At 49.5% G+C, this 25,335-nt stretch carries 24 protein-coding genes and 2 pseudogenes; 7 read left to right on the plus strand and 19 right to left on the minus strand.

Annotated features, from left to right (window positions below):
• Positions 1-327 precede the first annotated feature (327 nt).
• The 9 genes from HV314_RS05805 to HV314_RS05845 form a co-directional block, all read right to left on the minus strand.
• Entirely contained in the window at positions 328-933 is a 606-nt protein-coding gene (locus HV314_RS05805) for a hypothetical protein (protein ID WP_181547035.1), read from the minus strand.
• Between the two features lie 136 nt (positions 934-1,069).
• On the minus strand, positions 1,070-1,720 hold the full coding sequence (locus HV314_RS05810) for a Crp/Fnr family transcriptional regulator (RefSeq protein ID WP_181547550.1): 651 nt from the start codon (positions 1,718-1,720) through the stop codon (positions 1,070-1,072).
• Positions 1,702-2,682, minus strand: coding sequence for an IS5-like element ISKpn26 family transposase (locus HV314_RS05815; RefSeq protein WP_000019441.1), 981 nt, complete (start codon positions 2,680-2,682; stop codon positions 1,702-1,704). The genes HV314_RS05810 and HV314_RS05815 overlap by 19 nt, the downstream gene beginning before the upstream one ends.
• 138 nt (positions 2,683-2,820) lie before the next feature.
• Entirely contained in the window at positions 2,821-3,486 is a 666-nt protein-coding gene (locus tag HV314_RS05820) for a fimbrial biogenesis chaperone (RefSeq protein WP_223949822.1), read from the minus strand.
• An 83-nt stretch (positions 3,487-3,569) separates the two neighbouring features.
• The gene (locus HV314_RS05825; protein WP_094760812.1) at positions 3,570-4,130 is read right to left on the minus strand and encodes a fimbrial protein; all 561 of its coding nucleotides are present in this window, start codon (positions 4,128-4,130) and stop codon (positions 3,570-3,572) included.
• A gap of 931 nt (positions 4,131-5,061) precedes the next feature.
• A complete protein-coding gene (locus HV314_RS05830) occupies positions 5,062-5,616 on the minus strand; it encodes a LuxR C-terminal-related transcriptional regulator (RefSeq protein ID WP_165500013.1) in 555 nt (184 codons plus the stop codon).
• A gap of 60 nt (positions 5,617-5,676) precedes the next feature.
• The gene (locus tag HV314_RS05835; RefSeq protein WP_181547552.1) at positions 5,677-9,123 is read right to left on the minus strand and encodes an autotransporter outer membrane beta-barrel domain-containing protein; all 3,447 of its coding nucleotides are present in this window, start codon (positions 9,121-9,123) and stop codon (positions 5,677-5,679) included.
• A gap of 11 nt (positions 9,124-9,134) precedes the next feature.
• Positions 9,135-10,304, minus strand: coding sequence for an autotransporter strand-loop-strand O-heptosyltransferase (locus HV314_RS05840; protein WP_094760809.1), 1,170 nt, complete (start codon positions 10,302-10,304; stop codon positions 9,135-9,137).
• A 237-nt stretch (positions 10,305-10,541) separates the two neighbouring features.
• Positions 10,542-11,339: an EAL domain-containing protein gene (locus HV314_RS05845; RefSeq protein ID WP_181547554.1), complete on the minus strand. Its 798-nt coding sequence runs from the start codon at positions 11,337-11,339 to the stop codon at positions 10,542-10,544.
• 282 nt (positions 11,340-11,621) lie between these two features.
• On the opposite strand from HV314_RS05845, the gene HV314_RS05850 reads away from it, so the two are divergent.
• Positions 11,622-12,029, plus strand: coding sequence for a winged helix-turn-helix domain-containing protein (locus HV314_RS05850; protein ID WP_326928839.1), 408 nt, complete (start codon positions 11,622-11,624; stop codon positions 12,027-12,029).
• A gap of 40 nt (positions 12,030-12,069) precedes the next feature.
• Positions 12,070-12,702 carry a DUF6904 family protein gene (locus HV314_RS05855; RefSeq protein WP_001567369.1) on the plus strand — a complete coding sequence of 211 codons (633 nt, stop codon included), beginning with the start codon at positions 12,070-12,072 and terminating at the stop codon, positions 12,700-12,702.
• Positions 12,703-12,730: 28 nt separating this feature from the next.
• On the opposite strand, the gene HV314_RS05860 is transcribed toward HV314_RS05855, so the two are convergent.
• On the minus strand, positions 12,731-14,134 hold the full coding sequence (locus HV314_RS05860; RefSeq protein WP_001567368.1) for an ISNCY-like element ISKpn21 family transposase: 1,404 nt from the start codon (positions 14,132-14,134) through the stop codon (positions 12,731-12,733).
• 151 nt (positions 14,135-14,285) lie between these two features.
• Here HV314_RS05860 and HV314_RS05865 point away from each other — a divergent pair, with 151 nt between their 5' ends.
• Both HV314_RS05865 and HV314_RS05870 read left to right on the plus strand, forming a co-directional pair.
• The gene (locus tag HV314_RS05865) at positions 14,286-14,762 is read left to right on the plus strand and encodes a hypothetical protein (protein WP_181547556.1); all 477 of its coding nucleotides are present in this window, start codon (positions 14,286-14,288) and stop codon (positions 14,760-14,762) included.
• A complete protein-coding gene (locus HV314_RS05870) occupies positions 14,749-15,240 on the plus strand; it encodes a hypothetical protein (protein ID WP_181547558.1) in 492 nt (163 codons plus the stop codon). Before HV314_RS05865 ends, HV314_RS05870 begins: the two co-directional genes overlap by 14 nt.
• A 75-nt stretch (positions 15,241-15,315) precedes the next feature.
• On the opposite strand, the pseudogene HV314_RS27550 reads toward HV314_RS05870, so the two are convergent.
• From HV314_RS27550 to HV314_RS05880, 3 genes and pseudogenes are all read right to left on the minus strand, one after another.
• Positions 15,316-15,433 (minus strand): annotated as a pseudogene (locus HV314_RS27550) (VapC toxin family PIN domain ribonuclease); the annotation flags it as partial.
• 409 nt (positions 15,434-15,842) lie between these two features.
• A complete protein-coding gene (locus HV314_RS05875; RefSeq protein ID WP_016154204.1) occupies positions 15,843-16,355 on the minus strand; it encodes a hypothetical protein in 513 nt (170 codons plus the stop codon).
• Positions 16,355-17,254, minus strand: coding sequence for a winged helix-turn-helix domain-containing protein (locus HV314_RS05880; RefSeq protein WP_326928840.1), 900 nt, complete (start codon positions 17,252-17,254; stop codon positions 16,355-16,357). Before HV314_RS05880 ends, HV314_RS05875 begins: the two co-directional genes overlap by 1 nt.
• A gap of 342 nt (positions 17,255-17,596) precedes the next feature.
• On the opposite strand from HV314_RS05880, the gene HV314_RS05885 reads away from it, so the two are divergent.
• On the plus strand, positions 17,597-18,199 hold the full coding sequence (locus HV314_RS05885) for a helix-turn-helix domain-containing protein (protein ID WP_181547560.1): 603 nt from the start codon (positions 17,597-17,599) through the stop codon (positions 18,197-18,199).
• A gap of 228 nt (positions 18,200-18,427) precedes the next feature.
• Positions 18,428-19,225, plus strand: a complete 798-nt coding sequence (locus tag HV314_RS05890; RefSeq protein WP_019077553.1) for an EAL domain-containing protein — start codon at positions 18,428-18,430, stop codon at positions 19,223-19,225.
• A 108-nt stretch (positions 19,226-19,333) separates the two neighbouring features.
• Here the strand turns inward: HV314_RS05890 and sitD are convergent, their stop codons facing one another.
• From sitD to HV314_RS05910, 4 genes are read right to left on the minus strand one after another with little or no spacing between them, the layout of a single operon-like run.
• Positions 19,334-20,185 (minus strand): iron/manganese ABC transporter permease subunit SitD, encoded by an 852-nt coding sequence (gene sitD, locus HV314_RS05895; RefSeq protein ID WP_016154200.1) that lies wholly within the window; start codon positions 20,183-20,185, stop codon positions 19,334-19,336.
• Positions 20,182-21,039 (minus strand): iron/manganese ABC transporter permease subunit SitC, encoded by an 858-nt coding sequence (sitC, locus tag HV314_RS05900; RefSeq protein ID WP_016154199.1) that lies wholly within the window; start codon positions 21,037-21,039, stop codon positions 20,182-20,184. Before sitC ends, sitD begins: the two co-directional genes overlap by 4 nt.
• 2 nt (positions 21,040-21,041) lie before the next feature.
• Entirely contained in the window at positions 21,042-21,857 is an 816-nt protein-coding gene (gene sitB, locus HV314_RS05905) for an iron/manganese ABC transporter ATP-binding protein SitB (RefSeq protein WP_019077551.1), read from the minus strand.
• Positions 21,854-22,771 (minus strand): metal ABC transporter substrate-binding protein, encoded by a 918-nt coding sequence (locus HV314_RS05910; protein ID WP_019077550.1) that lies wholly within the window; start codon positions 22,769-22,771, stop codon positions 21,854-21,856. Before HV314_RS05910 ends, sitB begins: the two co-directional genes overlap by 4 nt.
• A 188-nt stretch (positions 22,772-22,959) precedes the next feature.
• Here HV314_RS05910 and HV314_RS05915 point away from each other — a divergent pair, with 188 nt between their 5' ends.
• A complete protein-coding gene (locus HV314_RS05915; RefSeq protein ID WP_003825888.1) occupies positions 22,960-23,304 on the plus strand; it encodes a nitrous oxide-stimulated promoter family protein in 345 nt (114 codons plus the stop codon).
• A gap of 125 nt (positions 23,305-23,429) precedes the next feature.
• On the opposite strand, the gene HV314_RS05920 is transcribed toward HV314_RS05915, so the two are convergent.
• A complete protein-coding gene (locus HV314_RS05920; RefSeq protein WP_016154196.1) occupies positions 23,430-23,858 on the minus strand; it encodes a TOBE domain-containing protein in 429 nt (142 codons plus the stop codon).
• Between the two features lie 44 nt (positions 23,859-23,902).
• A pseudogene (gene flhA, locus HV314_RS05925) lies at positions 23,903-25,318 on the minus strand (formate hydrogenlyase transcriptional activator FlhA); the annotation flags it as partial.
• Positions 25,319-25,335 lie beyond the last annotated feature (17 nt).

The raw sequence follows: 25,335 nt of genomic DNA on the forward strand, positions 1-25,335 counted from the left end.
TATCATGAAATCCTACATTTAAAGGTGGGTTAAAGTGTGCCTTGCCAACCTATACCTGGGTAAAATATGGGCATATACAGAGTAACCTACCTTGATGTTCATGACTGCATAAGGTGCATGATAACGGAGTCTTTATGGCAGGAAAACAAGAGGGAAAGCTACTTTCGTTTAAAGCGGTAGAAATGATGAAGCCTGGAGACAAAGATAAGTCCATAAATGACTCTGAGGTGACTGTTAAATCCGTGGTGATTCAACCTGTACGACAACCGGGGCGATACCTCAGTAAGGAGGCCATTAGACAGGCCTCGTCGTGAGGAGCGAATCTGCTTACAGATGTGGGGTCGGTCCATTATTCTGGAATACACCGGTATCAGGACGATGTTTCATGCAATTTATCTGCTGGAGTTCCTCAATGGTATATTCGCGGTACAAGAAATACTGGATTTGGGTACCGTATCTGAGGTTCATTTTCTGAGCCAAGGCAGATACCCGCTGATACACTGCTTTCGTTGAGCAGTGCAGAAGTTGGGATGTGGCAGTAATATTTATTTGTCGGCGTAACGCACAGGCTACGGAAATCTCGGTATGGGTAAGGTTACGTAGCTCCCGCAAAGAATCAATTATGGTGAGTATATGATAGACAGTATATCTTCGGCCTTCATTAATATACCGGATAAACTCCGTTACAGAGGCGGTTCTGGAGATACCCTCCAGTGATGAAAGCACCTTTGATAACATTCCACGGCCTTTTACAAAAATGATAGAATAGCCGTCGGTCAGTTCATTGCAAACACGATGTTTAATATCATGCAAGCTGAAGAAAGATTCAATATCAATAATACATAAGTTCTCTTCGCGCAGGCTATCTATTGGCATCAGCCCTCCCGCAGACCGGGTAAAAAAAATATCATCAGAGAATACGACAAACGACATTGGGCAAAACCTTAACTCTTTGTTTTTAAGAAAAATGAGTCCGGTGCTTTCCTCAAAGGGATACACTGGACAATAAATGATTTACTGATTTTTTGAGATGAAACTAAGAAATTACAAGAAGATCATCATTCAGACGCTATTTTTTGTCTGACACCATTAGCGTTATCTCTTTTTTATTTAGCATGGAAATAATCCCCTGATCCTTCAGGCTATCCAGGGCACGCGACAAGGTGGATATCGAAATGCCCAGAACCTGGGCCAGTTCTTTCTTACTGATCGGTAACTCAAGGTTGAGATGCTCAAAGCCATACTCTTTATAAGTGCGAGACAACAGTTGCAGGAAATATTGAACCTTCTGCAAAGTATCACTTTTGGTCAATACTGAAATAAATTGCTGTTTTTCCTGCGCCGAACGTGACAGGATCCTGACAATAAAATCTGTAAATCCTGGCATCAGCTGGCTCATTTCGTAGAAATGATCGCTTCTCAGTACGCAAACTTCTATTTCCGTTGCGGCCTGAATATCCTGCTGACAGTACCCGATGTGCAGCTCCTCCACGCCCATCACCTGTCCTGGCAAAACGATACCCATCAGCTGCCCGCGCGCATCGTAAACCTTAGGGAAGGTGCGAATAAGCAGGTCATTTCTTCCCAAGCTGACTCGCTGATTAAAATTTCGCGGATCTGGGCCGATTTTTTTCCCGCAAACACATCGAATCAGCCTATTTAGGCTATTTTTTCCACCATTTCTGGCGTTATTTCCGGTTTTTACTGAGATCTCTCCCACTGACGTATCATTTGGTCCACCCGAAACAGGTTGGCCAGGGTGAATAACATCGCCAGTTGGTTATCGTTTTTCAGCAGCCCCTTGTATCTGGCTTTCACGAAGCCGAACTGCCGCTTGATGATGCGAAACGGGTGCTCCACCTTGGCACGGATGCTGGCTTTCATGTATTCGATGTTGATGGCCGTTTTGTTCTTGCGCGGATGCTGCTTCAAGGTTTTTACCTTGCCGGGACGCTCGGCGATCAGCCAGTCCACATCCACCTCGGCCAGCTCCTCGCGCTGTGGCGCTCCTTGGTAGCCGGCATCGGCTGAGACAAATTGCTCCTCTCCATGAAGCAGATTACCCAGCTGATTGAGGTCATGCTCGTTGGCCGCGGTGGTGACTAGGCTGTGGGTCAGGCCACTCTTGGCATCGACACCAATGTGGGCCTTCATGCCAAAGTGCCACTGATTGCCTTTCTTGGTCTGATGCATCTCCGGATCGCGTTGCTGCTCTTTGTTCTTGGTAGAGCTGGGTGCCTCAATGATGGTGGCATCCACCAAAGTGCCTTGGGTCATCATGACGCCTGCTTCGGCCAGCCAGCGATTGATGGTCTTGAACAATTGACGGGCCAGTTGATGCTGCTCGAGCAGGTGGCGGAAATTCATGATGGTGGTGCGATCCGGCAGGGCGCTATCCAGGGATAATCGGGCAAACAGGCGCATGGAGGCGATTTCGTACAGGGCATCTTCCATGGCACCGTCGCTCAGGTTGTACCAATGCTGCATGCAGTGAATACGCAGCATGGTCTCCAGCGGATAGGGCCGTCGGCCATTGCCCGCCTTGGGATAAAACGGCTCGATGACAGCGGTCATATTCTGCCATGGCAGAATCTGCTCCATGCGGGAGAGGAAAATCTCTTTTCGGGTCTGACGGCGCTTAGTGCTGAATTCACTATCGGCGAAGGTGAGTTGATGGCTCATGATGTCCCTCTGGGATGCGCTCCGGATGAATATGATGATCTCATATCAGGAACTTGTTCGCACCTTCCCTAGCAAACTTATACGAAAAAGAGAACTGTTTTTCATCAGAATTGAACCTGGAGTCATTTATCTGGGATATCAGTGGATAGTGCTGAATCTCTTTGCGCCATAATCATCAAGCCAGGTAAGGCGATATTGCCCACCGGACTGAATTTTGCTGGACACCAGCGCGCAGCCAAACGGCGGAATAAACGCAGTCTCAGCCAGTAAATTATCTTTTCGGCTTTGCTTTAGCTCGCCCCCCTGCCAGGTCACGACCTGAGGGATGGTCATGTAATATGGCGAATTATTCTTCAGGCAGGTGTGACCGCCAGAAGTTGAAACGGTAATTTTCTCCGCTACGCTGCTGTCGAGATCGCTCAGTACATCCGGACGATAGAATAGTTTTATGCGGTTACGAATGGCCACCTGCAGGTAGCTATCACCACTGCCTTCAGGGACGGGAGGGACATCCAGAACGTTAAGCCAGAACACACTTTCGCGGTCTTTTGGCAGCGACTGGGTGTTCATCGCCGAGATTTTCAGAGCCTGTCCGGCGTGTCCGCTCATTTTTACGACCGGAGGCAGCAGAGAAAACGGCACTTTGACTTTCTCCGGCGCGGCGGAAGCATCGCCCTCGTCAATCCATGACTGGACCAGATGGGTTTGTTCGCTGTCGTTTACCAGTTGCACCGACACAAATTTGGCGCTGGCCGGATAAATAACACGCGTTTCGTTGATCACAACGCTTGCGCTGGCATTCATGGAAATGAACGTAGCCGCAAGAAAAAATATCAGAGTTTTCATAATGTCGTAGAGGAGAGCCGGGGAGACCCCGGCTGAATGAGTTAGTCGTAGCTGAAGGAATAAGTTGCGTCAGTAACTACTTTACCGGTTGTTACGGCCGCGCCACCGTAGTTGTAGTAGTTGGCATACATGGTCAGTGTGACGCCATCTTCGGTGGCAGCGTTAGCGGAACTCAGACCAGTATCGAAAGCGGTATCAAACGGTACGGCAGTGTTACCGTCTTTGGTTAGCGCAATACCCACACCCTCGGCGCCATTGTCGCTGTAGTTTTTCAGGTATTTAGCGTCATCCGACAGGTTGCTGCTGCTGAAAGTGATTTTAAGCGTTTTAGCTTCGTCCGATGCCGCAGAGCAGTTTTTCAGATTCATGGTGAAGTCTTTGGCGTTGGTTTTAACAACACCGGCGGTGGTGCCCATATCACCCACAGCGATAGGGGAAAGGTTTACCGTGAAGTCTGAACCGTTATTGGTCACCACGTTACAGGTGGTATCGGACACTGAACCGTTAAAGGTAATGGTGCCACCCGCTACGCCGGTTGATTCAGCTGCAAATGCAGAGCCGGAAACCATCAATGCCACTACGATGAATGTTTTGTTAAACATTTGTCTATATCCCATTTTCATAATCAAATTTACTTTTGTCAGTAGCGTGAAACTTTTTCCCTGCTCCCTGGTTCGCGCTACATCATCCCTGGCATCTGAACAGATGTTGATGATTCATTTCACCTTCTCTGGAGTGGCGCATTCGGTTGCAGAACAACATTTCGCGTCACGCTGTAAGGTTGGAATATAAAACCATTGTTTGAATATTTGGTAAATGCAAATATCGATCAAATTATTTTTTTAAGATTAAAACACTATTTTTAATGTTGTTTATAAATTTATATCATGAGCGAGGGGGTGAAGAGGCTAGCGTTAAGAAAGTAATTACTGGTTAGATGATGGGCAAAAGCTGCAAATGACGTTTTTGCAGAACAGCTGAATAGGCGAGCGAATAAATTAATTAACAAATTATTATCAAAAAAATAATAAAATAAACGCGTTAGATACAATTGCCGTGTCGGTTCTGGGCTAAAGTTGACTCCCGGGCAGGGCAATCAATCGGGTTATGAACATGATCAATACCTTTAAAGTAGTGCCAGGACAATTTCAGGATTGATACCAGGTGCCCAGAGATCCTGCAGCATGTACGGAATAAATGGGATAGCATCAGTTGTTTCAGCGGCAAGAGAACGTGCCAGTTTATCCTGTACACTCCTGTTGATTATTACCTCTTCGTCTTTCCAGTCGGGATTTTAGCTAATGTCAGCTAAAACAGCCCACCCTCAAATACTGAACACGGGCAACTGATCGTGGCATCAACAATGCGGTTAAATGTACCCGTTCCTGTGCTTCCACTTGCTATAAGTAACAACGTTCGAAAAGACCAGTTGGTGGTTGTCATTTCATCCAGTCCATTATCAAATACCCCCTGAAACCATCATTTTCTGCCTGCAGTCTTTAATGATCTGTTGATATTAAAAATCTCGGAGGTTCAGGGGAAAAGCCCTTCTCCGGTTTCAGCATCAAGGACAAACTCCGAGAAAATAAATTGTCTGACCTGCAGTATCGAACTGAGGTTAAACTTTTGCCTGATCTTGCTGGTATAGGTATAAACAGTTTTTGGCGACAGATGAATGTTTCTGGCAATCGCCAAGGTGTCGTCAGTATCACGCAGGGCAAAAAGTGTCTTTTTTTCTTGGCCTGAAAGCAAGCTGAGATCCCTGCAGCATGCAATATGATTTAACGCATATTGAGGTGAATGCGTCCTGCCGTCATTGAGTTGTTTTCGAAAGTCCATAAAGCACGATTTTCTGTATATCGTCACAAGCGGCTCAAGAACCCTTGAACTGACATCTTTGCCACCGATGAAGATTAACCCGTGCTTATCAGTCAGTTTCTTTCTTTTTAGCAGTCTGAAAATCGCGCCCAGGCTTCTGTACGATTCAATATCAACAATGCAGAGCTTCCTGGCGGGAGACACCTGTTCAAGGATGACAGACAACGCTTTCTTTAAATAAACATCTTTTGTCAAAATCATGTGAGACATAAACATATCCGGATATTTCATAGCGCAATGAATAAGGGCCCTGAGGCCCCTGAGATAACATCAGAATCCGATACGGATACCGGCCACACCCTGAACCGGCGTCTCCGTATGGCTGCCCTGACGATAATTAGCCTCGCCGTACAGCGTTACGTCCTTGCCGACACTGACCGATGCGCCCAGACCGTACTTGCCTGACGTGCCTTTGACGTTGTTGTCAAAGCGGTTGCGCGCATTGATGGTGACTTCATTTGAGTCTGCATACTCCTGCACGATCGCCGCTGACAGGTAAGGTTTAAATTCTGTCGCACCGAGGCTGAACTTGCCGGTCAGCTTCGCGCCGGCCTCACCCGTTACCGAGCGCGGCGTGCCGGTGTTACCCTTCATGCCGTTGCTCAGCTTTACGTCCTCACTGCTCATCTGAACAAACGCCAGGCGGGCATAAGGCGTGAGGCTCAGGTCGTCCCTCACATCAAACTGATAGCCACCTTCAACGGCTGTGCTGAGACCATACTGCGTCCAGTCACCGCCGGTTCTGCCGCCGTTGGTCATCACGGCTCTCAGTTTGTTGTTCAGGCGGTTACCTTTCACCACACCGTCAGCGTAGAAGCCGCTGGCATCAAACCATGTTGCATACAGGCCGATACCGTAGCTGTCGATTTTGCTTTTTCCACCGCGGGCATGCTTAACAGTGTTGTCGCTGTAAGACATGAATGCCCCCGTGACGAGGCTGCCGCGCGCAAAATCCGTCCGCGTGTCGGCACCGATTTCAATGCCGTTCTGATTAAGCTGATACGCCGCGCCGTTGCTGGTATCCGTATGGTTTTTGCTGCCAAGGTAGTGACCCCACACGTTACTTTCCGGTCCGGTTTTATCCAGATTTGTCCGGTACATGAGCAGGCCTTCCAGCTCGGAGTGGATGACATTCAGGCCGGCATTCGACATGGCCAGGATGGCGTCCGTTGCCGGGGTGGTCATCGGCTTCTTGTCGCCGCTTCCGCTACCGCCGGTATTGCCGTTGTCACCGCCGTCCGGATTCTCGCCGCCGCCCGGGTTTTCACCACCGCCCGGGTTTTCACCACCGCCCGGTTTTTCACCGCCGCCAGGGTTCTCACCGCCGCCAGGGTTCTCACCACCGCCAGGGTTCTCACCACCGCCAGGGTTTTCACCGCCGCCAGGGTTCTCACCACCGCCAGGGTTTTCACCGCCGCCAGGGTTTTCACCGCCGCCAGGGTTCTCGCCGCCGCCAGGGTTCTCGCCGCCGCCAGGGTTTTCACCGCCGCCAGGGTTCTCGCCGCCGCCAGGGTTTTCGCCACCGCCAGGGTTTTCACCGCCACCCGGATTCTCACCACCGCCAGGTTCTTCCGTCATCGCGCCCAGGTACCAGACGTTACCGCCGTTGAGACCGTCTTTATTCTGCTCGCTGAACAGGGTGTACATGTAGGTCCCGCCGTCAACCATGCTGGTGCTTCGCCCGTTAGCCGTGACCATTTCAAAATCAATGTCACCACCCTTCTCATGGATGAGGTTCACTGTGAGGTCGATGTGGTCTGAGATTTCTTTACCGGAGTCATTAACGGCAATGCCAAACTGGCCTGAACCCTGCTCGATGGTGACAAAGTTGGCTTTGCGGTCGGCCAGCGAGGTATTGAAAAGGAAGTTTCCGGTTCCGTTCAGTTCCGTAATAGTCAGTTTCGCGAATTCACCTTTGCTGTTGCGCAGGAAGTTGACGTTACCGCCGTTCATGGTGAGCTTATCGACCTGAGCCGGGGTATAACTGGCGGTGGTATTGGTAAGGTCGGCGACAGAGAGGGTGCCCCCCGTGATGCGCACGTCCGTTGCGACAGAGCCAGCGTCCATCAGCAGTTCACCACCGGCGTTCACTTTGGTTTCGCCGTCAGCCAGTGCCCCCGTCTGTAGCCACGACTGACCGCTATTGATGGTGGTGTCAATGGCTGTGCCGCCACTGTAGACTACCTGTGAGCCATTGTTGATAGTGGTGTTTGTGGCAGTGCCTCCGCTGTAGATGTGCTGCTCGCCACCGCTGATACTGGTGTAAGCGGCTGTGCCGCCACTGGAGACGTTTTGCCGGCCACCACTGTTGATGGTGGTGTCAGTGACAGTGCCCCCACTGTAGATGTGCTGCCCGCCACCGCTGATACTGGTGTAAGTGGCTGTGCCCCCACTGTAGATGTGCTGCCCGCCACCGCTGATACTGGTGTAAGCGGCTGTGCCCCCACTGTAGATGTGCTGCCCGCCACCGCTGATACTGGTGTAAGCGGCTGTGCCCCCACTGTAGATGTACTGCCCGCCACCGTTTTTGATGGTGGTGGCTGTGGCTGTACCATCCCTGTAGACGATCTGCTCGCCAAAGAAATTAATAGTGGTGTCAGTTGCTGTGCCGCCATTGGAGACAACCTGTTGGCCACCGTCGTTAATGGTAGTCCCAGTGGCCGAACCACCGCTTGATACATACTGCCTGCCAAGTTTGTTGATGGTAGTCTCAGTGGCTCTGCCACCATCAATGAATTGCCTGCCACCGATGAGGGTGGTGTTAGTGGCTGTACCACCGACGCTGATGTACTGGCCGCCACCGTCAATGGTGGTGTTAGTGGCTGTACCACCGACGCTGATGTACTGGAAGCCACCGTTAATGGTGGTGTCGGTGGCTGTACCGCCGGAGACGTACTGGCTGCCTCTGTTAATGGTGGTGTCGGTGGCTGTACCACCACTGGAGACGTGCTGCTTACCACCGTTGTTGATGCTGGTGTCAGTGGCTGTTCCCCCGCTGGAGATGTGCTGGAGGCCACCGTTATTGATGGTGGTGCCATTGGCTGTGCCGCCATTGTAGACGGTCTGGGTGCCGCTGTTGATGGTGGTATCGGTGGCCGAGCCCCCATTGAAAACGTACTGCCAGCCAGCGCTGCTAATAGTGGTGGCTGTGGCAGTGCCGCCGCTGGAGACGTACTGTACGCCACCTTTTACCGTGGTATCGGTAGCTGTGCCATCGTCGATGTACTGTTCACCCCCGATGTTGATGTGGGTGTAAGTTGCAGTGCCGCCACTGGAGACATACTGCCAGCCATCGTTGTTGATGATGGTATTAGTGGCTGTGCCTCCGTTGTAGACATATTGTACGCCAAAGCTATTAATGGTAGTGCCAGTAGCCGTACCGTCACTGGAGACGTTCTGCCGACCGCTACTGTTGATGATGGTTTCGCTGGCTGTGCCTCCGCTGGAGACGAACTGTATTCCACCACTGTTGATGGTGGTATCGGTGGCCGTATCTCCTGAATAAAGATTCTGATTACCCGAATTCCCGTCTACCGTCGTGCCCACATAATCCACAGCCATAACCGGCGCTGATGGCAGCAGCATTGCCCCCAGCAGTAGCGCCAGCGCGCTTTTCTTCGGCGCCAGCTTCGGGCGACTGGACCCGGTCGCAAGCTCAGAGGTGACCACCCACTGCTGGCGCGACTCGCACCAGACGGTGGTATATATCTTGTTCATAGTAACGCTCCTTAATTATCAACTAATCCTGCATGCAGACGGTCCACCATCCCTGTAACCTGTCGTCCGGTTATCAGTCGCGTGCACTCATACTGTCTTGGGGTATCCCTGTGATGCGGGCACCACAAAAAATCCTGGTGGTCAAAATCAACCGATGTGTCATCCCAGCAGCCGTTACAGCCATGACTGCTGAACACCCGCCAGGGAGTGTGAAATTCGCTGTTGGGTAGACTGAATCCGCTGATTAACACCACCGGAATGCCGGCCGCCCAGGCAAGCCATGACAGCCCGCTGCTCAGACCGATAAAGAAGCTCGCATGCCTTAACAGGTCCACCCGCTCCTGAAGCGGAATGTCGCCCGTGAAGTCTTCGGCACCATAGGGGATGTGGTTCCAGACGAAGCCCTGACCGTGATGGGCCTGGCGGTCAATGCACAGCACCCGGTATCCCAGTGATTTAAGGTGGGCTACCACCTCTGCCCAGCCGTGACCGTTGTTCCAGTATTTAGCCTGGTTGGTTGACTGCGCGGCGATGCAGACGTAGGGCTCCGCAATTTTTCGTTCTGCATCAAGCTTCAGGCGAGGCGGGCACTCCCGCGGGTCAACCCCGAGGATGTAACCGGCATTGCGGTGAAAGCCGACTTTCCTGAAATCAACGGGCTGATGAAGTGTGTCAGCCTTGAAGAAAAGACCGACGTACCAGGACGCGTAGGGATTGATTGTCCGGTGGGATTCTTTTGTGGAGAAGGTTATCTCCGGATATTGTGCGCTGAGCAGGTCAATGATTTCCTGCCCCATGACGCATTCAAGCTGGCACCGGTGCAGTTGACGAAATCGCTCGGCGTAAGGGAACCAGCCAAGCATATCGCCCAGAGTTCCGGTCGGGAAAAAGATGACGACCGGCTTGTCCTTCATGTCCAGTGTTTCATCCAGGACCGGATGCGCTTCTCCCTGGTGGAATACCTGAATGCGGAAACGGATGTAATATTTTTTGGTACTGGCGACCCACCCGCCGTCAGAATCACAGCTGAAAAGGATATTGCCGGAATCATCATCCATTAAAATGACATGCCATTTCCCTTCCGGAAGGTAAACACGCGCGCCGTAATTAAAGTCAAACAGAATACCTTCCGGTCCGGCACAGGTCGGAAATTCAGGAGGTGTTGCAAAGTTAGCTGACATATCTTATATATCCCTGGTGTTCATGTGCAGTCGATAAGGGGTCAGTCAATTGCACTGGTTTATATCTGTAATATTTTCCGTGACGGGCTGTGAGCCGTTTTTAACTCAGGCCCATAAGCAGTTCCGGATTAAATGTTTTGCGACTGTAAATGTATTTAAATCACCCTGCAGCTGAGGGCGTGATTTTTATTTTCCACTCAGTCAGTCATGTCCGGTCTGTTTACAGGGGTAAGGGTGTTAAATATGTTTGCAGAACTCGTGCATGCTGACGGGTTTTGAAAAAAGATAACCCTGAAAAACATTCACACCTTTATCTTTCAAAAGAGATAATTGTTCTTTATTTTCCACTCCCTCTGCCACAAGCTGGATTTGCAATCGTTCAGAGAGGGTTACGATTGAATCAATTACCGCGGAATAAATTAATGAACCGTTGCTGGCCACTGTAAGGCATTTATCAATCTTGATGGTTGAAAAACCCGAATGCTCAATATATTTAAGACACGAACTTCCGTTTCCGAAGTCATCAATCGCAAATCGCACACCTGCATCGGTAAGTTGTTGCATTGCGTCAAGCGCAAAGTCATCGAGATGCATCGTGCCACGTTCGACAATTTCAAGTAATACAGCAATGCGTCCTTCAAATGTTTTATTAAAATCGGTCACTGCTTCAATAACGTCCGGGGAATTCAGTTGTCTCGCACAGATATTGAAGGAAAGATAGAAGTCATCGGGAAGGGCTCCTTCATAGCCGTTGAAAAAAGTTTTAACATCAGACAGCAAAGAGCATGTCACATCATTAATCACCTCGCATGACTCCATTGCAGAGATGTATTTCTCCGGAGAGTGAAGGATTCCATCTTTTCGGATCCTCAATAACACTTCTCCGCCTGCAACCTTGTAAGCCCTGTAAACCGGTTGCACATAAGGCACAAACTCAGCTCCAGCCAGTTCTGCTGACAGGATCGACTCTCTTATCCGTGTTCCGGCCTTACTGAAGAAACGTTCTGCCTTCCTGAGCATGTTGGTGCTTATCATGGAGTTGCTCCTGAACCATGGTGGATCCGTTAACCTGGGAACTCTTCATATCCCGGATGGTGAATGGCAGTAATGCTGATGACTATTAGATGATAAGAACCTGCTCATTCTGCGAACAATCTTAACTGAGAAGAGTGGCAAATAAGTTCATGTATCGGCGTTAAGTTATTTTGCGGATTAAAATGCTAAAATATAAGTGATTTACAATCAATTAACCTGGTAATTAAGATATCCTGGCTGCGTATGGTATGCTTTGCAAAAGTCAGACGTAGTGATAATGAGGTGGAACAGGCGTTTTTTATCGCCTTACGTTCAGGATATTGGAGTGTTCATGTGGATTATTTAATCAGTTCTCTGGCCAGGTATCGTTCAGATGATGGCACAATCTGGCCGGTCTCGGATGAAGATTCTGTCATTATTCTGACAGCAACCATGAACAGACTTTTAGCCTATCTGCTGGAAAGACAGGGGCAGGTGATTAACCGGGATGAGCTGCTGGATAATGTCTGGGATTTACACGGTCTGCGTTCGTCAAACCACACCCTTAATAAATATATTTCCGAAATCAGGAAGTACTTTGTCAGCACAGGGATTCAGGCAGAATGTATTACCACTGTCAAGGCTCAATTGAAATGTCCGTTATCCAGCTCAATTAAAATGACCACTTTGATCTCTCATTCTCTTTACTGATAGACTTTCCTCCGACTGAAACAACAGGATGATTGAGCCCATGCTTCGATACGAGTTAACGCCGAACAATGCAGGTTTTATACTGTGGGGAGATTCAGAAGCCCTGAATGAATTACATGAACTCATTCATTACATCGTGGATGAAAGCCCACTGATTAAAGTTAAAGACGGATTTATGTTATCCCTTGCCTATGATATTCGTAAAGCACGGGAAGGTAATCGTCGTGTTGAGCAACATCAGTATGATCAACATGATACATATAAGCTTTATGGTGTTGAGCTTTTATGGCCTCTGGTCCTGGTACAGTCCTCAATACTCAGAAACTCAATGGGTTATATTCAGACAGACAAAAACCAGCTGTCTGTCATGTATGCCTTTGAATACCTGATAGAATCAGCATTAACAGAGTCTGAGAGAACAACGTCGAATGATATTATGCTAACAGTAAAATATGCATCAGACTCTGATTTTAATTTCATTGAGGATAATATTGACAGCAGGTGCTGCTATTTTATCAGCCTATCTCCGGAGCAAAGAAAAAAGCAGTTAATCAGTATTGTTCGTTCTTTTCATTCATTATGGGGTAAGTATGCCCGTGAAAAGCAGGACATAAAGATGCTGAACGAAATGAATAATACATCATGGGTCTGGCCGGACAATATCAACTGGTGAGCAACCACTGTCCGGCCAGTGAGTACCATCAGCGGGCTCTTTTACCAAAAATGTCCTCTGAACGTGACTGAAGCTGTTTGAGTGCTTCGAGCATGTCATCATTATCCAGTGAGCGCTGGGATTTCTTCCCTTCCTGCTTTGGCCGTCGTCGGGAAGGGCCATCTCCAGCGGGAATTGACTGAGAGCGCGTGTTATCCCGCTTGCTCTGCACCAGACTGATAAACTCCAGGGTTCGGCCAAGACGCTTGTTATCGACAATCGCGCCCTGGTCGATTTCTGACAGTCGGTCGTAGGTAGAGTAGGGAAGTAGCGTACCGTTCAGGCGCAGCTCTTTTCTGCCATCAGGATAGTGATACACATCGATATATTTACCTATTGCACGGCGACTCAGTTCGCTGTCTTCAATCAGGTACAACATTTTATCATATTGTATCGTCAACGATTTTGAGACTTTACGTTTTTCACGAACAGTGAAAATAAGCCCCAGGTCCTCATCATGTTCTACAGCACGGTGTACGTCAAAATCATGTCGCGGTACTTTGCCAAAACGGCGGTTATAGTCAGCCATATAGGCCTCAGCGAAGTCATTTGCAGCCTCCATTGAACAAATGCCCTGTAACCGCAGCTCTTTGACCAGACGATCCTGTAAAGTGAGGTGAGCTCGTTCTACACGCCCTTTGGCGGGACTGGTTTCTGCACAGATAGTCTGGATGTTCAGTTCATGCATGGCTCGCCCAAACTGAGTATGCCCGTCTCCGCCTGTGGCGTGTTTATTGTTAACACGAAAAACACCGGCTTTATCGCTGTACAGTGCCAGCGGTTTACCATGCTTATCGATATAGCGCCGCGTGGCTTCGAAGTAAGAAAACGTGGACTCCGATTTAACAAACAACAGTTCCATCAGTTTGCTGGTTGCATCATCAACATAGACCAGCGCGGTGCAGGCCGGGCCACGGCCTTCAAACCAGTCGTGATCACAGCCATCTATTTGTATCAGCTCACCAGTACACGGACGCCGGTACCGTGGTTGAGGGATCCTTGCGGCACGTTGTTTACGGGGAACCCATAAGCCAGCCCGCACCATGATGCGCCGGACAGTTTCTTTGCCAAGAAACAGTCCGTGGAGTTCTTCGAGCTTTTCACGCGCCAGAGTCGGACCGAAATCAGCATAACGCGTCTTGATCAGTTCCAGAGCCTGATCTGCGAGCCCGGGTGGCAACTGGCGGTTACCACGCATGCCACATCGTCTGCTGGCCATACCAAGCGGTCCGCCTTCACGGTAACGGGCAAGAAGTCTGCGGCATTGCCTGTCGCTGATACCGAGGTGCTCGGCCGCACGGCGCGTTGTGATGCGACGTTCAATGACGTCCTGTATAATCTTGATCCGGTTGATCTCTTTCAAAGTAAACACTCCTGAGCTTTCTGCGCTCATGATATGCCTCCCGGTAGTTTAAACGGACCAGTGAAGCTTACCATAGCGCGGACATCTGAATTGAGCCACAGGCGGACATTACTATTGAGCCATTACAACCACTGTGCCACGAATCGGTTTTATGTTTAATCAGGATATAGAGGTCGTGGTGATGACAGATACATTCCCGGTGCATGAGTCGGTTACAACGACGGACTGTACCGGAACCGGAATAAAACGGCGGTATTCTGCATTTTCGGCAAAACACAGAATAACCTTTAACATTCTGCTGTTAGCTATGTTTGCCGCCAGTGCCGCCATTTTTATTGCGGGCAGTCAGATCCCGGCAACAACCACATCGGCCCTGAAAGATATTCAGACCCATTTTCTGTTTAACTATCAGAATTGCCCGGTGTACACCATTCAGAAAAACTCCATTTCATTCCTTGAGAAAAAGAAGGACGTATTTGTCACCCTGGCCCGGCAGAATAATATTGACTGCCTGGACGGGGCTGTATTTCTTTATCAGGCGTCAGACGCTTATATTTATGGCAGTAAAGGCCGGGTATTTATCAGCAGATGTACAACGAAAGACAAGCAGTATATATCCTGCCTTAATAACTACTGGAATGGCTATGAAAGCAATTAAGATAAGTCGCCTCTGTGCAGCTGTCAGTCTGCTACTGGTCATGGCATCGTCCATCGGTTTCTATATGTACATGCTTAAGCGACAGAATGGCATGGACATCGACTGCAGCACGATCATTCGTTATAACCATCTTAACCCTGAATTTACTGCCACACTGAACCTCATCTTTCGTCTCGATAAACAATTCTCTGGTCAGGTTGTGTTGTCCGGATATATCAATTCTGAAGGTGACCACGAAACGGTTTCCAGGACGATTCATTTCGGTTACGAGGTGAACAGGCCAGGCGAAATTTCAGTGAGCAATATGCACTATGTCAAAAAATCACAGGACACCGCCAGTGATGAAATATTCAAACACAGCTTCTTTTATGTTCCGGAAGGCACTGTCCGTCAGATCAGGATCAATCCGTTGTTAAATGGCTGGTTGATTGAAAATCTGCAGTCGCCGTTTGCGCTTTGCGTGAATAAGGACAGGTAGCGATAAAGACAGCATACCCGACATGCTCAAAAACCATACCGGGTATGCTCAGAGGATACTCCAGGAGACTACGGCTTATTTTGCCCAGTCTTCCAGCGTGAGCCCCGGCACCCGCTCAAACTCCCTCACATTAATGGTCAGCAGCACACGCCGGCGGCGATAGCATGCCGGCAATCGCCGTGTCGTTCGGCCCAGTTGATAGCCGAGACCACGTCCGATCGCTGGCCAACACCGCCTGCTCCAGGCGCTTCAGTACGAATTACAGCTGCCCGTGCAGGATGAACGCTCAGATACAGGTGTCGAGCATATACGTTTTTTTCACAGGTCAGCCCGTCCTTCGTCGCTGACATCCTGCATTGATGAGGGGAAGAGATTATTGGAAAACCAGAAAGTTATAACGCTGGACGAGCAGGGTAACAATGTTCGCATAATCAGTGAGTTATGGTAGTGTAGATTAGAATGGGTTTTTTATATTATGAGAGAAAATAATCTTTATTAATCAGCATTAACACACCAAGGCATCATTGGCATGTGGTTCGTGAAGTCCGTATCAAGTGACTCTTTCAAATCGTTTTTGCTCTTATTTAATCTTCGCTTATTGATTATTCATTTTCCGGCAACGCATAATTCTGGCAGTACAGATAGGGGATCCCCTCTTTGGTAATCAAATACGTCTCTCTATTCAGCGCAAAAAAATCGACGTTGGATACGCTGGTGTTGGTCAGGAAGAAGTCGGGGAGGAGTTCCTGAATGAGACTGGCGGGTGCTGTTTCGCGATTGGAGATTTGGATTTTCTGCGAAATCCAAACCGGGCTTGAGCCGTAGCTGGATTGTGTAAAAAGTACCATGCGTTGCACGGTCTGCTCATTATTTTCGGCATCCTTGATAATGCCATCAATATTCACAATACCTTTGCTGCCGCCGGTTTTGATATCAATGATCCCTCGGAATGAGCTTGTATTGCGTACAATCTCGATGGCAGACCGACAGGTCAGATTATGTAACTGACCATTGTTTTTACTGTACCGGTAGACGGCGGTAACAATTAGCGCAGCAAAACAAAGCAACAGGATAATACCTGTCTGGATGCGGGGCGTTCGGGAATAAAAATTCATTAGCTATCATACCGTGGGTAATAAACCGACTGACAGGCATTTTCCTGCCTGTTTTTCATCGGTGAGCGACATACAAGCACGGATAATTTTTTGGATTCAGGGTAGGTGGTGATATAGATAAATTTATGGCTCTGACACAGCCCAGGATTTTTGTTGATAAATGCCGTATGTCGGGAGAAGTTACTGGCATCATTATTAAAATAATACTGACAGTCAGTGGGGGCGTTGTCTGCGGTGATATAGCCGGAGAAATAGTTATCACTGGTTTGCCACGGATACATTATAAGCACACAAATTGTCAGGGTAATGGCAAGTATTACCATTTCAGCAGTGGTTATCAAAGGTTGGCGCGCTGTGTCATCTGACAGTTCTTCTATGGCGACATCCGGCACTAAAGGTTCTGCTGTAAAAGATACGCTCTCCTCCGGAGTTTCAATCACCTGAATATTGAACTCTTCCTGGATGATCAGCCCTTTGCGGGGGATCGTGGTGATAAGCGGTTGCTCCAGTTCCAGCTGCAGCAAACTTTTGCGCAAAGAGAGGATGCTTTGATAAAAGGCGTTGAAGCTCACCTGGCGGTGATTTTTACCCCAGCCGAATTCCAGTAGTTCGTTTTGGGAAACCACTTGCCCACGATGTTGAATAAGTAATAAAAGACATAATGACGCCGAGTGTTTGAGTTTTATCCGCTGATTGGGTTGATCTATCCGCGCCAGCGATTGTGTAGCTGGCGTAAATATTATTATTTTTTCAATCAGATAACTGACATTGCCAGTCTCAGACATGATGTTTCTACTCTTGCTGGTGCGCCAGGCGGTTGGCGAGTCATGATACCACTTAGCCCATAAAGACCACCAGTATGGACCCGACCCTGCAGCGAGAACCGCGAAGTGTTTCAATTTCTTATCATAATATAACAACAATGATAACTTTTTAATGAAAATAAACTATATATAAATCAATGTATTGTATCTTTTTGGCTACATTGAAAAGAACAGAAAGATGAAATAAAGACGACAAAGATGATTGTCATTAATTCTTTATGGACAGCGTCATATACTGCCTGGCGCCACCACGCGAAAACAGCATGAGTCTGAACGCGTCAACGGCACCAGGGAATGCCGGTGGTAGATGTAGATGGGAATAAATGTCAGCTTGTTGGTGAGCTGACATTTATTTTTCGTGTTGAGTAAAAATCCACCCTCGTTTTGACAAAGCCATAATTTGCGGTAGAGAGTCCCATGTTCCAGAAAGATATTGAAAATGCTGTAGTGCTTGTTGGTGATGAAATGAAAAAGTCAGATAATGCCTGGCTGTCCTTACGCAAAAAACGCCAGCGTATTGATCTGAAGAGTGATGGAAATATCTTGTTTCTGGAGAAAGGGGCCGTCTCTGTTCATCGTGTGGAAAATGATTTAGTGATGGTAAGTATATCTGCACCGGCCATCCTCGGCTTGCCCCAAATGCGTACGGAAGTTGCCGGACACTATTTACGTTGTGATACCGATTGTGAAATGTGGGCGATGAGTGCACCCAATGCCGAACTTTTGTTCACTACGAAGAATCTTTGGAAACATGCATTTGATATTTTAACGCTACATCTGCAACGCTATTTTCAACGAGAAAAATTGCAATCGCATCGTACTATCCGTGAATTGATTATTGAACACCTGAAATATATTTGGTCGATGGAGCCTGAGATGCGTGAAAACACATCTGTGTATACATTCATTCTCGCTCGAAATCATATCTCACGCAGTGCTATCCACAAAGTATTGCAGGAGTTAGTGAGTGACGGAAAAATAATTATGAAGCGAGGGAAACTCTCTTTTTTTGTATGTTAAAGTTAACATTAAAAGCATCTGACGTGTTTTTTTGCACTCAGCTGGAATGATAATGAAAAAACTGGGTTTGTGATTTTTGTTGATTATCAGTATGTTGGTTTTTGTCTTTTTCTTCACCGCTGATGCCAGCTACGCGGAATGTCCATTTTTATCTATAAATTAGTATTTATTTATTAATTTGATATGAATATGATGTTCCCTCCAATAATAACAAAAGTCATATCGCCAATGACCAACGGCAGGCCGGAAAACCTTGAGGCACAGCATAGCCGACTGTTTGGCAACCCTACTACCGATACAACGGATGTTCGCGCTGCACTGCAAAACGCGTTGGATCACAATACCTTTGTCCTGCTGGCCCAGCCTATCGTCAGTACTCGTGGTGATGAATCCTATCATGAGATATTGATCCGCATGCTCAATGAGCACGGGGAATTTCTTTCCCCTGACCATTTTCTGTCGGTTGCACGCGACACAGGGTTAGCACCCGATATCGATCTTTGGGTTATTGAGAACACCCTGAAGTACATGCGCTACCATCCGCTGAGTTGTTTTTCCATTAACCTGGCGCCAGTGACGCTATGTCGTTCAGGTATCGTTGCAAAGATAACTGCGTTGTTGCAGGAATATGTGGTGATACCGCAACGGATTATTTTTGAGATAACCGAGGCTGATACCCTGTCAGATAAAGAACACACGGCAGATACACTACGCTTACTACGTCAATTGGGATGTCGGATCGCGATTGATGACTTCGGTGCCGGGTTTGCAAGCTATGAACGCCTGATGAACATTGAAGCAGATATTTTGAAGATTGATGGGTCTTTCGTTCGTGGGATTATAAAATGTGAGGTTAGTCGCTATATCATCGAATCTTTCTGCCGGGTTGCGGCAATGAAAGGTATGCAGGTTGTCGCCGAGTTTGTTGAAAGTGCCGAAATCCAGATGCACCTGGAACACATGAATGTCGGGTGGTTACAGGGATACCACATTGGCAAGCCACAACCGTTGTTCACGTTAGAGTAATCTATAATCCGTTTATTTAAACGTATCATCACGATGCTGTAATCTGCCGATAATATAACCTCCTGGCGGAGGCTATATTAATATCAAGAACATTAGCTGACCAATAATTTACGGATCCTGCAGCTGAAGCTGATTCTCTAAACGCCGATCGCGCAGGGTTGCATAAATAAAGGTAATCACAAACAGCAGAGAAAATAGTACGACTATGGTGGGAGCCGGCGCGCTGTCGATGAAAAATGACAGGTACACGCCCATGAATGAGGTAATGACCGACATCGCCACCGCCAGCCATAAGGCGTGGGAAAATTTCCTCGTCATTAAAATCGCGATGGCGCCAGGTGCAATCAGTAATGAAATTGACAAAATAATCCCTACCGATTTTAGCGTGGCGACAATCGTCAGGGCGATCATGCACAACAGGCCGTAATGCAGCAGTGCGGTGTTAAGCCCACTGGCCTTTGCCTGATGTGGGTCGAACGCATGCAGCAGCAAATCTTTCCATTTAAGTCCGATGATAAGCGCGATCCCCAGAGTAATAACCGCGGTTTGCATGATATCGCTTAACGATACGCCCAGCATGTCGCCGAACAGAATATGATCGAGATGGACTTCTGACTGGATAGAGACGTACAGCACCAGACCCGCACCAAACATCCCGGAGAAAACAATACCCATGATGGTGTCGCGCTTGATGCGGCTGTTATCGTCGAGGTATCCGGTCGCCACCGCGCAGAACAGACCGGCGATAAACGCGCCAATTGCCAGCGGGATGCCCGCAATCCACGCCAGTACAATCCCTGGGAATACCGCATGACTCATGGCATCGCCCATCAGCGCCCAGCCTTTGAGTACTAAAAATACCGACAGCAGCGCGCAGGGCACAGCGACGATGGTAGAGATGACCAGCGCATTAACCATAAAGCTAAACTGAAAAGGTTCCAGCAGCGTTGTTAAGATCATACTTGCTCCTTGTTCACCAGACGGGCGCGGCGGCGATTTGCCAGCAGACCGTGTTTTGGTGCGAAGACAAATGCCAGCAGGAACAGCAGCGTTTGCAGAACGACGATAATTCCGCCGGTTGCACCGTCCAGCCAGTAGCTTAGCCAGGCGCCAAAAAAGCTGGTCAGGCTGCCGAGCGCCACGGCGATGGTGAGCAGGCGAGGAAAACGATCGGTCAGCAGCCAGGCCGTCGCACCGGGCGTAACCACCAGGCAAATCACCAGAAAGGCGCCGACGGTTTGCAGTGCGGCGATCGTGGAAACGGAGAGCAGCGTAAAAAACAACAGCTTCAGCCGACCCGGATTCAGACCGATAGACCGCGCGTGGTTTTCATCAAAAAAGACCACCATCAGATCTTTCCACTTCAAAAACAGAATGGTCAGCGAAACCACGCCGATGATCGCCAGTTGCAGAATATCTTCCGGCGCAATCGCCAGGATGTTACCCAGAATAATGGTCTGGATGTTCACCGACATCGGATTAAGCGACACCATAAACAGCCCTATACCGAAAAAGGACGAAAAAATCAGCCCGATAATGGCATCTTCCTTCAGGCGTGAACGCTGATTGAGAAACAGCATGCTGCCCGCCGCCAGTCCACCGGAAAGAAATGCGCCCAGCGCAAAGGGAAGCCCTAACATATAGGCTCCGGCCACGCCTGGAACGATCGAGTGCGACAGCGCATCGCCAATCAGCGACCAGCCTTTGAGCATCAGATAGCAGGAGAGAAATGCGCACAGGCCGCCGACCATCGCCGAAACCCACATGGCGTTGAGCATGTACTGGTAGCCAAACGGCTCCGTCAGCCAGTTCATGATTACTCCCCCTCGCTTGCCGCGCGTCGCGAAATAAACGGACGTTCATCATCGGTAATCACGTGTTGTTCACCTCCGCTCAGCGCGACGTGACGCAGAACGCCGCTGAATGCCAGCTCGAGATTCTCGTGGGTAAAGGTGGTTTCGGTTGGCCCACTTGCCAGCACCGTGCCCTTAATCATCACCGTGTAATCGCAAAATTCGGTGACGGATCCCAGATTATGGGTAGAGACCAGCATGGTCCGGCCTTCATCACGCAGTTCACGCAGCAGATCGATGATCCGGGCCTCGGTTTTCACATCCACGCCGGTGAAGGGTTCATCCAGTAAAATAACCTGCCCGTCCTGTGCGATGGCTCTTGCCAGAAAAACGCGTTTTTTCTGCCCGCCGGACAGTTCACCTATCTGGCGATGGCGATAGTCCAGCATATCTACCCGCGCCAGCGCCGCATCCACGCAGTCGTGGTCGATCTGTTTTGGTCGACGCAGCCAACCCATATGGCCAAAGCGGCCCATCATCACTACATCTTCCACCAGTACCGGAAACGACCAGTCCACCTCTTCTGACTGGGGGACATAGGCGATAAGATTCTGTTTGAGCGCCTTATTAACCGGTTGTTGCAGAATAGATATTTCCCCTTTCGCCAACCGGACAAAACCCATCAGCGCTTTAAAAAGCGTTGATTTTCCCGAACCGTTTACGCCGACCAGAGCGGCAATTGAGCCGCCCGGAACCTGAAAAGTGGCATCCCGCAGCGCGGTGTGGCCGTTGCGATACGTCACCGTAACCTGATTCACGGTAATCGCAGATTGACTCATTTTTGGCTCCTTAACCCGTCGTTGATGCCGCTGACGATGGTTTCTGTCGTCACGCGCAGTAAATCCAGATAGGTCGGTACCGGACCATCGGCAGCGCTGAGCGAATCGACATACAGCACGCCGCCGTAATACGCGCCAGACTCGCGGGCGACCTGACGCGCAGGTTTGTCGGACACGGTGCTTTCGCTAAATACGGTAGGGATTTGATGTTTTCTGATCGCATCGATCACTTTGCGTACCTGCTTGGGCGTGCCTTGCTGATCGGCATTGATCGGCCATAGATACAGCTCTTTCAGGCCGTTATCACGCGCGAGGTAAGAGAATGCGCCTTCGCTGGTGACCAGCCAGCGTTTATCAGCAGGGAGCTTCGCCAGTTCTGCATGCAGTGGCGCCAGAGTCTGCTGGATTTTCGCTTTATAATTCTCCGCATTTTTCTGGTAGGTTGCGGCATGGTCGGGATCGTATTTCATCAGCGCATCGCGAATATTATCCACGTAGATAAGCGCGTTCTCCGCTGACATCCAGGCATGCGGATTCGGTTTGCCGTTGTATGGCCCTTCGCTGATACCCATTGGCTGCACGCCATTTGAGACCATGACCTCCGGTACGCCGGACAAATTTTGGTAGAAGCGGGCAAACCATAGTTCGAGGTTAAGGCCGTTGGAGAGAATAAGCTGTGCGCCTTGCGCCCGTTTAATATCCCCCGGTGTGGGTTGATATTCGTGAATTTCTGCCCCGGGTTTGGTGATGGAACTGACGTCCGCCGCGTCACCTGCCACATTGCTTGCCATATCGGCAATCACCGTAAAGGTGGTTATCACTTTGAACTTTTCTTTCGCCCAGGCAGGTGACAGCGTAAGCGCCGTTAACACGCTGGCAAGGAGAAATGACTTCAGATGGGGCAGATGCGGCATAGTATCCCTCACAACAAAGTGGTTAATTTATCATCGAATATAGCCTTTGCTATGTTATATAGCACATGGCATAAACAAATGAAAATAATTCTTATTTGCGTAGGGTGCTAAGGAATGTATCACCGCCAGGTAATAGTCCTGCGCTTAGTTAAGGTGTATTATTTATGCAACTTAATTATGGAGGCATCATGTCCGGCAAACGTATTGCACGTGAGAAAATGACGATCCAGAGAATGATCTCGCTGTATGAGAGCCAGTGTCCGCAGGCTTCAGATGAACCGGGGCATTACGATGCGTTGTTTGCCTATGCGCAAAAGCGCCTGGATAAATGCGTATTTGGTGAGGAAAAACCGGCCTGCAAACAGTGTCCGGTGCACTGTTACCAGCCCGCTAAACGCGAAGAGATGAAGCAAATTATGCGTTGGGCTGGACCCAGAATGCTCTGGCGTCATCCGATCCTGACCGTGCGTCATCTGATTGATGACAAACGTCCGGTGCCGGAGTTACCCGAGAAATACCAGCGGAAGAAGTGATTTAGCAATTCTATGCCGGATGGCGGCTGCGCCTTATCCGGCCGACAAAGACAAACGCACCAGTGGCGTAGGCCCGATAAGCGTAACGCTATCGGGCAATTTGGTCATGCGTTGACGAATGGATATTATGCTTTGGTGGCAATCAGAATGGCTGAGGCTTTGATCAGCGCAATAACGCGGCTGCCCTGACTCAGTTTCATCTCATGCTGACTTTCGTTGGTGACGACGGCAACAATATCAAAGCCTGCGTCAGTTTTGATATGCACCGTGGCGTTGACTGCGCCTTCGGTGACCTGGGAAACGCTACCGGCAAACTGGTTGCGGGCAGAGAATCTCAGACCGCAGTCTTCTGTTGCCAGCGTCACCCACGGCGCTTTAATCAAGGCAATCGCCTCTTTCCCTTTTGTCAGACCCAGCGCCTGCTGGCTGCTATGGGTCACAATCGCGACCAGTTTTGCGCCGCCAGCCAGCGTCAGTTCAACTTCATCATTCACTGCGCCTGTAGCGACTGCGCTCACTGTGCCGGTTAATTGATTACGTGCTGATACTGCCATACTGCCTCCTTTCGTTGAGATATCACCCAGTATAGCCACATTGGCTAAACCAGTGCGTCCTTATCAATGCCCAGGCGCTTCATGCGCGAGAGTAACGTTGTGCGTTTCAACCCCAGTCTTTGTGCCGCGCCTTTAGGACCGGCGACAACGCCATTGGTTTCTTTCAGAACGCGCATTATCAGCTGGTATTCATCTTCGCCATCCTGCGCGACTTCGGTCGCCACCGGCGGCGTAGACGGCGCCATAGCGATTACATCCGGCAGGGACAGTTGCAGCACGTTGCCCCGGGTGAGCAGAACCGCGCGTTCTACGACGTTTTCCAGTTCGCGCACGTTACCCGGCCATTCCATGCTGCTCAGCGTACGCAGGGCTTCGGCGGGAATGCTGTCGATATTGCGCCCCATCCGGCGGGCAATTTTGAAGGTGAAGGCTTTCACCAGCAGCGGAATATCTTCCGGGCGCTCGCGCAGCGGCGGCAGATGGATCGGGAAGACGTTCAGTCGATAGTAGAGATCGTTACGAAACTCGCGATCGGCGACCATCTTTTTCAGATCGCGGTTAGTGGCAGCGATCAAGCGAACGTCGGTCTGGATCAGCTTATTGCTGCCCAGACGTTCAAACTCCTGCTCCTGCAGAACGCGCAGCAGCTTGGGCTGAAGCTCCAGCGGCATGTCGCCAACTTCATCGAGAAATAACGAACTTTTGTCCGCCAGTTCAAAGCGTCCAATCCGCTGCGTGCTGGCCCCGGTAAATGCGCCACGCTCATGGCCAAACAGATCGCTTTCCAGCAATCCGGCAGGCATTGCCGCGCAGTTCATTTTCACCATCCGACGGGCGTTACGTCCGCTCAGGTTGTGAATTGCTCGTGCAATCAGCTCCTTACCCGTCCCGGTTTCACCAAGAATCAGGACAGTGCTGTCGCTTTGCGCCACCATTTCGACCTGTTTGAGTACGCTGTACATCGCTTCGCTGCGGCCAATGATTTCTCCGAACTCACTTTCCACGTTGTTGAGTTGTTCAGTCAGCGCCAGGTTTTCATCGACCAGCCGCTCCTTCAGGCGGTGGATCTCCTGGTAGGCGAGGGCGTTATCCACGGCGATCGCCACGCGTTCTGCGATTTGGCGCAGCAGTTTGAGATTGGCGGTGGTGAATACTTTCTCTTCGCATTGCGCCAGCTTAAGTACGCCGAGCATATTATTGCCGGACATCAGCGGCAGCAGGCACAGAGTCTGTAGCTGGTTGCCCCAGGTTTCGAACAACATTCTTTCGTAAGGGGCCAGGGTATCGCGTTCGCTCAGGTTAATCAGCAGCATCTCTTTACTTTTGAAGACCCGTTCAGAGAGCGTGCCGGCTTCGTCCACTTCACTTTGTTCGTGTGCCGGATGATGTTCATCCAGATAGTGAGTGGAATAAATGCTGAGCTTGTTTTTGCGATCGCTGCGTAACACGATGCTGTGATCTTACCCAGCAATAGTGG

The organism is Citrobacter sp. RHBSTW-00887 (genome assembly GCF_013728095.1).
Classification (GTDB): domain Bacteria; phylum Pseudomonadota; class Gammaproteobacteria; order Enterobacterales; family Enterobacteriaceae; genus Citrobacter; species Citrobacter braakii.